Source organism: Candidatus Zixiibacteriota bacterium (genome assembly GCA_020853795.1).
Lineage (GTDB): Bacteria > Zixibacteria > MSB-5A5 > CAIYYT01 > CAIYYT01 > JADJGC01.
In genome coordinates this window covers 1-10804 of the sequence record JADYYF010000014.1, presented here as the reverse complement: position 1 = coordinate 10804, position 10804 = coordinate 1, and the positions used below count along the sequence as shown (strand labels likewise).

General features: G+C 58.3%; 8 protein-coding genes. 2 read left to right on the top strand and 6 right to left on the bottom strand.

Annotated elements, in window-relative coordinates; translation table 11 throughout:
- Window positions 1-425 precede the first annotated feature (425 nt).
- The 4 genes from IT585_01160 to eno all read right to left on the bottom strand — a co-directional run bounded on the left by IT585_01160 (window position 426) and on the right by eno (window position 4712).
- Window positions 426-1736 (bottom strand): glycine--tRNA ligase, encoded by a 1311-nt coding sequence (locus IT585_01160; protein MCC6961838.1) that lies wholly within the window; start codon window positions 1734-1736, stop codon window positions 426-428.
- Between the two features lie 423 nt (window positions 1737-2159).
- Window positions 2160-2933 (bottom strand): DNA repair protein RecO, encoded by a 774-nt coding sequence (gene recO, locus IT585_01155; GenBank protein MCC6961837.1) that lies wholly within the window; start codon window positions 2931-2933, stop codon window positions 2160-2162.
- 163 nt (window positions 2934-3096) lie between these two features.
- The gene (locus tag IT585_01150; protein MCC6961836.1) at window positions 3097-3399 is read right to left on the bottom strand and encodes a septum formation initiator family protein; all 303 of its coding nucleotides are present in this window, start codon (window positions 3397-3399) and stop codon (window positions 3097-3099) included.
- An 8-nt stretch (window positions 3400-3407) separates the two neighbouring features.
- Window positions 3408-4712: a phosphopyruvate hydratase gene (eno, locus tag IT585_01145; GenBank protein MCC6961835.1), complete on the bottom strand. Its 1305-nt coding sequence runs from the start codon at window positions 4710-4712 to the stop codon at window positions 3408-3410.
- Between the two features lie 463 nt (window positions 4713-5175).
- On the opposite strand from eno, the gene IT585_01140 reads away from it, so the two are divergent.
- Window positions 5176-5703, top strand: a complete 528-nt coding sequence (locus tag IT585_01140) for a transposase (GenBank protein ID MCC6961834.1) — start codon at window positions 5176-5178, stop codon at window positions 5701-5703.
- Between the two features lie 73 nt (window positions 5704-5776).
- Here the strand turns inward: IT585_01140 and IT585_01135 are convergent, their stop codons facing one another.
- Both IT585_01135 and IT585_01130 read right to left on the bottom strand, forming a co-directional pair.
- Complete coding sequence (locus IT585_01135) at window positions 5777-7963, bottom strand: hypothetical protein (protein MCC6961833.1); 2187 nt, start codon at window positions 7961-7963, stop codon at window positions 5777-5779.
- 47 nt (window positions 7964-8010) lie between these two features.
- Window positions 8011-8994, bottom strand: coding sequence for a polyprenyl synthetase family protein (locus tag IT585_01130; GenBank protein MCC6961832.1), 984 nt, complete (start codon window positions 8992-8994; stop codon window positions 8011-8013).
- A gap of 407 nt (window positions 8995-9401) precedes the next feature.
- On the opposite strand from IT585_01130, the gene IT585_01125 reads away from it, so the two are divergent.
- The coding region (locus tag IT585_01125) for an ankyrin repeat domain-containing protein (GenBank protein MCC6961831.1) at window positions 9402-10804 on the top strand (1403 nt) is incomplete at its 3' end.

Here is a 10804-nt window from a genome sequence, read left to right as displayed (position 1 = left end):
TGTCGGTGCAGAATTACAACTTCGAGAACACCACTTTCGTCGCCTACGTGTTTATCCTCAATGCCACCTTTGCGGTCCTGGCCGCGCGCGGGCGGGGGCGGTAGGTCCGAAGCCCTGCGCTTCGGACAAGACGCCCCAATATAATTCGAATCTGTCCGAACCACGGGGGTTCGGACCTACGGGCTGTCACGATGTAGGTCGGGTTCCGAATTCCGCGTGGCATGAGATAGGGAAGAAACGGAACGATTGTCGCGGAATGAGAAACGCGACATTGCGGTTAGAAAAATGCGGTGTCGGGTTTCTCGCTCCCCGATTGAATTCCAGACACCGAGATTGGGGAGCGCTCGGAACCCGACCTACGAACTGGATCCCCGCCTTCGCAGGGATGACAGACTACGTTCACCGGAGTGCGGCCCCGCGGGCGGCTACCCCCCAATCCTCCCCTTCACCCACTCCACCAGCTGCGTCACATTCACCCGGTCCTGCATCATGGTGTCGCGGTCGCGGATGGTGACGGTCTGGTCGGTCAGAGTCTGGCCGTCGACCGTGATGCAGTACGGCGTGCCGATCTCGTCCATGCGGCGATAACGCCGGCCCACCGCGCCGGAATCGTCGTAGAAGCACTTGAAATGCATCTTGAGATCGTGGAAGATCTTCGTGGCGACTTCCGGCATCCCGTCCTTGTTGACCAGCGGAAACACCGCCGCCTTCACCGGCGCAATCTTCGGTGAAAACTTCAGCACCACGCGCGTCTCGCCTTTGACTTCTTCCTCTTCGTACGCATCGACCAGGCACACCAGCAACGTGCGGTCGCAGCCGGCGGAGGTCTCAATGATGTAGGGCACGAATTTCTCGCGCGTCTGATCGTTGAAGTAGCTCAAGTCCTTGCCGGAGGCCTCCATGTGTCGGCTCAGATCGAAGTCGGTGCGGTTGTGGATGCCCTCCAGTTCCTTCCAGCCAAACGGAAACTCGTACTCGATGTCGAACGCCTTCTTGGCGTAGTGCGCGAGTTCATCCTTGCCGTGCTCGTGGAAGCGCAGCCGCTCGGAGCGAATGCCGAGTTCGTGGTACCATTTCATCCGCTCTTCCTTCCAGTAGTCAAACCACTTGTCGTCCTCGGAGGGATGAATGAAGAACTGCATCTCCATCTGCTCGAACTCGCGGGTGCGGAAGATGAAATTGCCGGGGGTGATTTCGTTGCGGAACGCCTTGCCGATTTGCGCGATACCGAAGGGGACTTTCTGCCGCGCCGGCCCCATGACGTTGAGGAAATTGACGTAGATGCCTTGCGCGGTTTCGGGACGGAGATACACGGTGGCGCTGGAATCCTCGACCGGACCCATGAAGGTTTTGAACATCAGGTTGAAGCTGCGCGGCTCGGTGAGTTCACCGCCGCACTCAAGCGGTGATTTGCTCGGTTTGAGGGGACAGCGTGCGGATTCAAGCTGGTCGGCGCGAAAACGGGCCTTGCATTTTTTGCAGTCGACCAGCGGATCGGTGAAGTTGGCGACATGGCCGGAGGTTTCCCAGACCTTGGGGTGCATCAGGATGGCGGCGTCGATCCCCTCGATGTCGTCGCGCTTCTGCGTCATCGCCTTCCACCAGAAGTCTTTCAGATTGCGCTTGAGTTCGATGCCGTAGGGGCCGTAATCCCAGCACGAGCCGAGACCGCCGTAGATTTCCGATGATTGAAAGACGAACCCGCGCCGCTTGCACAGGGAAACGATCTGATCCATTTTGTCGACGGTTTTTGCCACGAAGTCCTCCGGTATAGATTAGTTCAATAATTCCGTGTTCAAGCGTCCTCACCCCTGACCCCTCTCCCAAAAGGCGAGGGGAAGAGGAGCGGGTCGGTGCTTTCGTCATTCCCGCGGAGGCGGGAATCCAGCCGGGCTCAAATTGTGTCGTCAGGATCGCAGGGATCCTGACCTACGCCCTCAGCCTGACCCCTCTCCCAAAGGGCGAGGGGAAGAGAAGCGGGTCGGTGCTTTCGTCATTCCCGCGGAGGCGGGAATCCAGCCGGGCTCAAATTGTGTCGTCAGGATCGCAGGGATCCTGACTTACGAACTGCGGAAAGGGTGTTCGACTGAAATCGAACCCACCGGCCTCGTTCCCCTCTCCCCCTGGGAGAGGGGGCAGGGGTGAGGGTGCCCGACGTTTCATTCGCTCTCAAACAGCCGCAATTTGCGCAGGAAATCGAGCGACTTGAGATCGACGCGGCGGCCGATATGATACTCCGTCAGCGCCACCAGCAGGTCGCGAATCTGTGCCATCTGCGGCGGCGTCAGGGTCACCTTCGCCGACTCGGCGATATTCGTGCCGGCCAGCTTCTTCAAGGCCGCGATCGTGCCGCGATCAATCTGCAAAGCGAGTTCGTCACCGATACAACTGTCGCAGATGACGCCGCCGCGCTGCGGGTCGAACATCACCTTGTCGGTCGCAATAACGTTGCCGCAGTCGCCGCAGCGCTCCAATTCCGGCGCATAACCACAAAATATAGTCAGCAAATACCAGAAATGCAAAAGCTCGCGGCGGAAATTTTGCAGCGGCGATGCATTCAGCAGGCGCAGATAACGCCTGAGCAGGAAGTATACTTGCGGATTGGCTTCACCCTCGGGCATGTAGAGATTGACGAACTCCATTGCTGCCGATGCGAAGCCGAAGCGGTTTTCGTCGCTGATGATATTCGTGAAGGTCGCGCTGATGTCGGCCTTCGAGATGTACTCGGCGGTGTCTTTCTCATGCTCGTAGAAGACGACGTCGGCGACCGTGAAGTATTGCAGCGCTTCGGCCATACTCGAACCCGGTTTGGTCGCACCGCGCGCGACCAGCGGCAGCTTTCCGTGTTCTTTGGTCAGGCAAATCAGGAACAGGGATGAATCCTGCACCTTGGTGCGTTTGAGCACGATCAGTTCGGTCTTCTTCAGCGGCATGGGGTCAGGGTACGGAGGGCGCACCCGTATGTCAAGGCAGGGATGATGCATCCAATCACCCGCAAGGGCGACCCTTGTGGTCGCCCGGCGAATCACGACGCGCACACCATTCGCGGGCGGGGACAAGCCCCGCCCCTACGGGATCTCGTTTCTCAATTGCGGTCTAATACTCAATCACCCGCTCGCCAGGGCGGGAGAGGTGGAAATTCTTGCGGGCGAATTTCTCGATCAGCAGAGTGTCGGTCTGGAGGCGGTTGCGCGTGATCTCCAAATCGACCAGCTCGGCGTTCAGCTTGAGCTCTTCGCGCTTGAGCTGGTTGATCTGCGCCTGCAGTTCCATCATGTTGATGAAACCGTATTGCCCGACCGTGAGATTGTAGCTTAGGAGCAGCATCACGGCGAGCATGACGAAGATAATGATTTTGGCGCGCAGGCGGCGCCAGCGGTGATCTTCCTTGATCGGCATCGGTCCGTCTACTTATGCGGTTTCAGGTTAAAGAACGCGCTCCGGCCGGGAAATTCCGCCATCGCGTCCAGCTCCTCTTCTATACGCAGCAGCCGATTGTATTTCGCAACTCGATCTGTGCGGCACAGTGAGCCGGTTTTGATCTGTCCGGCGTTGACCGCGACCGCGATATCGGCGATCGTCGTATCCTCGGTCTCGCCGGAGCGGTGCGACACCACTGTGGCAAAGCCGGCCCGATTGGCCATCTGAATCGTGTCCAGCGTCTCGGTCAGGGTGCCGATTTGGTTGAGCTTGATCAGGATGGCGTTGGCTGCCTTGTCCTTGATCCCGCGCTCGAGGAACACTGGATTTGTGACGAACAAATCATCCCCGACGACCTGGACCTTCTCGCCGATTTCGTGAGTCAGCTTCTTGAAGCCGTCCCAGTCGTTTTCGGCCAAACCGTCCTCGATCGAGACGATCGGGAAGGCTTTGCAGAGCTCTTTGTAGTATTCGATCATCTCATCGGTCGTCAGGCTGCGGCCTTCGCCGGCGAGATGGTATTTCTTGGTCTTCTTGTCGTAGAATTCGGAGGCCGCCGGGTCGAGGGCGAAAAGGATATCGGCGCCGGGCTTATAGCCGGCTTTCTCGACCGCTTCGGCAATTACCTCCAGTGCTTCGCGATTCGACTTCAAATCCGGGGCAAAGCCGCCTTCGTCGCCCACCGATGTGTTGTACTTCTTGCCATGCAGGACGCCTTTCAGGGAGTGGAAGACCTCCGCGCCCATACGCAGCGCATCCGAGAAGGTCTCTGCGCCGGCAGGCATGATCATGAATTCCTGCAGGTCCACCTTGTTGTCGGCGTGCTTGCCGCCGTTGAGGATATTCATCATCGGCAACGGCAAGACGCGGGCATTGGCGCCGCCCACGTAGCGATAGAGTGGCAGCATCGAATAGGAGGCCGCAGCCTTGGCGATCGCGAGGGAGACGCCAAGGATTGCGTTGGCGCCAAGATTCTTCTTCTCGGGAGTCCCGTCCAGGCTCAGCAGGAAGCCGTCGATCTCGCGCTGGTTCAGGACATCGATGCCCTCTTCTTTTAGCGCGGGAACGATTTTGTCGTTGACGTTGAGGATGGCTTTGAGCACGCCCTTGCCGAGATAGCGCTTGCGGTCACCGTCGCGCAGCTCGAGGGCTTCGTGGGTGCCGGTGGAGGCGCCGGAGGGCACGGCGGCACGACCAAACGATCCATCTTCAAGCAGGACATCGACTTCGACGGTAGGGTTGCCGCGGCTATCGAGTATCTCGCGGGCCAGACATTGAGCAATCTTCGGCATGGACAAATTCCTCCCTGAGGCTGACTTACAGCCCGAAAAGCTAAGGCGGCCGAAGTAGTGGAGCAACAAAAACTTTCGAGGAGGAGTTGAATATCTACTTGAAATGGACGGAGAAAGAGTCAGAGGACGACCGAGAGAACCCTGGGAGCTGGGAATGTGATTGCCCGCGCATGGGATCGCGGAGAATATTACTTTGATTATGGCTGAAAGAAGTCCGAGGTTGTGGGTCCGACTTTGGTCGGGTTGATGGATGATTTCCTGTAGATCCGACTTCAGTCGGATTGATGGAAGGTCACCTGTAGATCCGACTTCAGTCGGGTTGATGGAAGATCACCTGTAGATCCGACTTCAGTCGGGTTTATGGAAGATCACTTGTAGATCCGACTTCAGTCGGATTGATGGAAGGTCACCTGTAGATCCGACTTCAGTCGGATATGATCCACGAGAAAGAAGGGCCGTTATCATGACCAATCCTCGACTCCTGGTTGGCAGATACCCCATCTCTGGCAAATTCCACCACATTGTCACGTGCACCGTGAATCATTGGCCGATCTTTGGCGATTTCAATAATGCACGGATCTTGGTTTTGACGATGCGCGAGCTTGAGTTCGAATGCGCGGCGCACACTTTCTGTTTCGTCATCATGCCGGACCACGCGCATTGGGTGATTCAGCTTCTTCCGGACCAATCACTCGGCAATGTAGTCAAGTTGCTCAAAGGCAGATCGGCGCGCAGAATAAACCAGGAGCGCAACACGTGCGGAACATTGTGGCAGGGCGGTTACTTTGAACGCACCATCAAATCCTCCGACGATCTTCTTCGTACTGGACAGTACATCGTCGAGAACCCCGTGCGTGCCGGACTGGTGAGTGACTTGGGGCAGTATCCGCATTGGGACGGAGTCTGGCTTAGAGATTTGAATGACGGATGGGCGGCTAGAGGAAGTACGAATGAGGTTGAAATGACGGGGTTGAAAGGGGTTTCCGACTGAAGTCGGAACTACAGGGGTTGGAATAATAGGTACAAAAGGCGATTGACAGAACTGGCCGCGAGAGCGCGTGCAACTACAGCAACTGATACCGTTTCCGGAAGTACCACTCGATGCAAAGGGCGGCGATGATCAGGCCGAGCAGCCAGATGTTGTCGAACAGGACAAACTCGGAGCGACGTACGACGGTCTTGACGGCAAGCGTCGGAAACGGCGGAATGGCGGCAGTGTCGGCGGCAGCGTAGAACTGCCCGCCGGAGACCTCGCTGATCCGCTTGAGCAGGTCGAAATTGGCAATCTGCGAGAGATCTTCCAGGCTGTATGGCTCGACAATGAACGAAGCTTTCGGGCTGGCGAGTTTCACGCCCTGACGTTCGACCTTGCCGGTGACGGTGTACTCGCCGGAGGGCAGATAATGCAGGTCGGCCGAGTAGAGGCCGGGGCGATCGTAACGGAAGCTGACGACAAGACTATCGTTCGGATTTTGGCTCGACTTAACGACGGCCTCGACATCGGCATCCTCGATCGGCACGTAAGCCTCATCCAGCACACGGGCGCTCAGATTGACGGCTTCGCCGGCGATGAAGATCGGCTTTTCCGGCGTGATCGTGATGCGCTCAACATCCTCACGTGCCACCAACCAGAGCACCATATTTTCGACCAACTGGGAATAAGTCGAATCGGCATCATTGAAACTCTTGGCCAGGAAATCAAGCCGCCAGAAGGGGAAAGCTGAGAGACAGGCGACCTTGCCGGAGCGATAGCGCTGGGCCGCGAAGATCGGCAGATCGGGTTGGTCCGGCGACAGGGCCGGAAGTGCGGCGATGACGGTGGCAGCGTTGGCCGGTTCAGCGCTGAGCAAGTAGCCGGAAAACGGCGGCAGAGCGTTCAACAGGCGCTGGGAGGCGGCGCCATCCTCGGCGAGGCGCACCAGCGGATGAATCCGCCCGCGTTCGGTCAGCGTCATCTGAACTTCCTGACGCACAATTCCCATCGGGCTGGCGGAAAAGCGATAGGGGAAGAGCCCCTCTGGCAGGCGCGTCTTGGGGGTCTGGCCGAATTTCTCGGCGGCCAGAATGAAGATACCTTTGCCGGTGCGGTCGAAGAAGGCGTCGAAGAGCTGCTTGCGATTGGCGAACCAGTCGGCATCGAAATCGTAAAGGATCAGGGCGTCGTATTCATTGAGCCCCTCGATGTTTTCCGGGAAGGCGCTCGTGCCACCGATCTTCTGGTTGGCGGCGATGTAAGAGTCGACCTTGAAGTCGGCCTTGGCGACCAGGGCGCGATGAAGGAATTTGTAATCCCAATTCAGGTAGGCTGCAGCCAGCAGAATCTTAATCTGGCTGGCGCGAATCTTGACGTGCACTTGCTTGGAATTATTCTTTTCCGATTCCTCGTTGGTCTGCACGGGGGTGGAGGCCTCGATAACGAGATCGCCTTCGGCGGCGGGCGCGAATTTGAGTGAGACCGTCTGCTGGCGTCCCTGTCCGATCAGGTCGAACTCCTGCTGGGCGAGGGTGCGTTGGCCCTGGCGCAGGCGCAACGGCAGGCGCAGCTCTTCGAAGCCGCGTGACTCCAAGACGACCTCGACGGGAAATTCCTTTCCCACGAAGCCGACCGGATTGCAGTCGACCTTGACGATGCGGATATCGGGCAGTGGGTTCGGATCCCCGAAACCGATGGTGGTGATCGGGACTTCCAGGCGCTTGGCCTCGGTCACCGGATTCGGACCGAGGTTGGAGGCACCATCGGAGAGCAGCACGACCGCCTGCAGATTTTCGTCGTCGTAGGCGCGCGCCAGTTGCTGGAGCGCGGTGCCAATTGCGGTGACGGGGTAGCCGGTCCCGGCGGGCTTGTCGGGCATCAGCGTATCGGCAAAGGAGTATTGAACGACGCGGGCATCGGACGGCAGGCGGCTTTCGATACTACTCAGGTAATCATCAATCGCTTTGAACTGCTCGGCCGAGTGGCGGTTGGTCGCCATCGAGGTGGAATTGTCAGTCAGGATCGCAACGACCGGGGCCTTGTCATTGGTGCTTTCCCGCACCAGTAACGGCTCGGCAAAAACGAAGAACAAAGCCAGCAAGGCCAGACCGCGCAGGATACCGAGGGCGATGCGGAAGCCGCGCGAGAGCATCGGGTTGGTGCGGCGATAGTAGAAATAAGTCAGGACAACGGTCGCCAAAAACGCCAGCGCGATCAGCCACAGCCACGCCGAGGTGAAGGAGAGATGATAAGTCGTTGCCGCCAGGATGCGAAACATACTGTGATTATACTAATCTCGGGGGAAAAAGATGAGTCAAGAATCGGCTAAACGTCGCGGTTGATCGAGAAGGTGGCCAGCTTCTCTAACGAGGCATAATAGCGATTTTTGGCGAACGGCTTGAGATACGACAGCGCCTGGTCGGCGAGCGACTGCGCGCGACCGTGCGCGTATTCGATGCCGCCGGAGGACTGGATGAAATCGAGCACGCGCTCGAAGCCGCCCTCGGCGACGCCGTCCTCAAGGATCTTGATGATGCCCTTGCGGGTGCGGGTCTGCGACTGGCGGAAGGCGTAAATCAGCGGCAGAGTGATTTTGCCGTTGATCAGGTCATTGCCGATGTTCTTGCCGGTGCGCTGGGCGTCACCGACGAAATCGAGCAAGTCATCGGCGATCTGGAAGGCGCAGCCGGAGTATTCGCCGAAGTTCGCCAGCCGCTTGACCATTTCCTCGGGCGCGCCGGAGAGAATCGACGGGGAAACGGCCGAAGTCTGGAACAGACTGGCAGTTTTGTCGGAGATAATCTTGAGATACTCGTCCTCGGTCAGCTCGTAATTGTGCGCTTCCTCGATCTGGCGCAATTCGCCGACCGAAACGCGCTCGGTCGCCTTGGAGACGCGCTCCAGGATTTCGAGCGAATTCGTCTTGACCAGGAGAGTGAAAGCCTTGGCGAAGAAGTAGTCGCCCATCAGCACCGAGACGAGGTTGTTCCACTTGCTGTTGACGGTCAGTTCGCCGCGGCGATACTCCGACTCGTCGATGACATCGTCATGAAGGAGGGTCGCGGTGTGGATCATCTCGACGGCGAGAGCGGCCTCGACCAGGTGCTGCGACTTGTAGCCGGTGGCCTTGCTCACGAGGAAGGCAAAGGTCGGGCGGAGGCGTTTGCCGCGCGTGTTCAGGATATGCCGGGAAATCGCGAAAATCAGGGGTGATTCGTTCTTGAGGAACTTGACCTCGAGCTTCTGAAACCGCTCGAGGTCGGGCTCGATCGGTTTGATGATGTCCTTGAGCTCAGCGTTCGTAATCACGGTCGGTATTCTATCTGTTTCAGCGGCCGAGGTCAACAGCTTTATGTGATGCGGTTCACGAGGGGGGATTGGTGCACGCGCCCTCACCCCCGACCCCTCTCCCAGAAGGAGAGGGGAGATCGCCGTCGCTCGTGCAGCGGTGGTAGGATAGACGTTCTTGTCTGTCTCTTTCGATGAGTGTCAGATAGGAATGTCCGACCGGCCAGATGGAAAAGTATGCGTGATCGTCGGCCCTCACCCCCGACCCCTCTCCCAGGAGGAGAGGGGCGATTTACGTCATTCCTGCGCACGTAGGGATCCTTGTCGCGGCATGCCCAGTCTTCGCAGGCACGAGCGATTGAACATGGAGCAAAACATCGGCGTATATTATCATATAAAGCACATGATTCGATAAAACTGGAGGGACGATGGAATTACGCAGAATCCTGGCTCACCTCGCAATTGCCCTGACGTTCGTGGGCGTGACGTGGGACTTGCATGCGGCGGCGATTCACGACGCGGTCGCAGCGGGCGACACGCAGCGAGTCAACGCATTGATTGCGGGCGACGCCGCGGCTCTGAATCTTCGCGACGAATCGGGGAAGTCGCCGCTGATGCTGGCGGTGCAACTCGGTCACGCGGAAATCGTCGCGGCCCTGGTCGCTGCGGGAGCCGACGTGAATTTGAGCGACAACAAGAACAGCTCGGCGTTGCATCTGGCGGTTGAGCGCGCCGATACGGAACTCATGGAACTACTGATTCGTAATGGCGCGAACCTCGAAGCGACCGATGATCTACAACGGACGCCGTTGATTCTCGCTGCCGAAGGTGAGGAGATCGGGGTGGCCGAGATCTTGATCGAGAACGGCGCTAACATCAATGCGGTAGCGATGAGAGGCTACTCGGCACTGCTGTGGGGAGCAAGGAATCAGAACGAAGAGTTTGTCGATTTGCTGATCGCTGCCGGAGCACGCCTGGCGCCGGAGACGTTGCCGCGCGCCCTGGAACTGGCCGTGATCGGGGGGCTGGAGAATCTGTTTCGCCATACAGTCGAACTGGGGTGCAACATCGCGGAAGTGAAAGAACGTGATCCCGGCTTGATTTTCCCGGCAGCAGCAGGTGGCTCGGTCGCGATCGTAAAGACACTGGTCGAACTCGGATTTGATCCGGTACAGAGCGATCAGGACGGTTATACGGCGGTTCATGCTGCAGCGATGGAAGGTCGGCTTGAGGTGCTCCTGTACTTCCATGAATTGGGCATGGACTTCAACGACCGCAACCTGAAGGGCGAATCGGCATTCAATGCGGCCATCGCGGTGGGGCAGACTGCGGCTGCCAACTGTCTCGCCCATTGCGGCGCCGACACCGGCGCACCACATTATCCACTTTTCAAGGGCCCTTATATGGGACAGAAACCTCCAGGCGATACGCCGCAAATGTTTTTGCCGGGAATCGTCTCCGGTCATGACCGGGCGCACTCCGCGCTCGTCTTTTCACCCGATGCGATGGAGGCATACTGGACGGAGATGCGCCCGAACGGAGGGGCAGTGCTCTATTCTGACGGCTGGGGAGGAGCATGGACATATCCGCAAGTCGCGGCCGTCGATCGCGATCCAATGTTTTCACCGGACGGCCGGCGGCTCTACTACATCAAGACGAGACCGTATCGCGAGGGGGACGTCAAGGGCGGAGACACCGACTTTAAGGAAGAGATCTGGTATTTGGAGAGAACCGAATCCGGCTGGTCTGAGCCGATCTCGGCCGGCGATGACGTCAATGCCATTGGGCTGCATTGGCCGTGCTCAGTGGACAGGCTCGGGAATCTGTACTT

Excerpts from the sequence above, each read along its gene's own strand:
- IT585_01150 (MCC6961836.1), bottom strand. The coding sequence starts at position 3,399 with ATGCCGATCAAGGAAGATCACCGCTGGCGCCGCCTGCGCGCCAAAATC.
- eno (MCC6961835.1), bottom strand. The coding sequence starts at position 4,712 with ATGCCGAAGATTGCTCAATGTCTGGCCCGCGAGATACTCGATAGCCGC.
- IT585_01160 (MCC6961838.1), bottom strand. The coding sequence starts at position 1,736 with ATGGATCAGATCGTTTCCCTGTGCAAGCGGCGCGGGTTCGTCTTTCAA.
- recO (MCC6961837.1), bottom strand. The coding sequence starts at position 2,933 with ATGCCGCTGAAGAAGACCGAACTGATCGTGCTCAAACGCACCAAGGTG.
- IT585_01135 (MCC6961833.1), bottom strand. The coding sequence starts at position 7,963 with ATGTTTCGCATCCTGGCGGCAACGACTTATCATCTCTCCTTCACCTCG.
- IT585_01140 (MCC6961834.1), top strand. The coding sequence starts at position 5,176 with ATGACCAATCCTCGACTCCTGGTTGGCAGATACCCCATCTCTGGCAAA.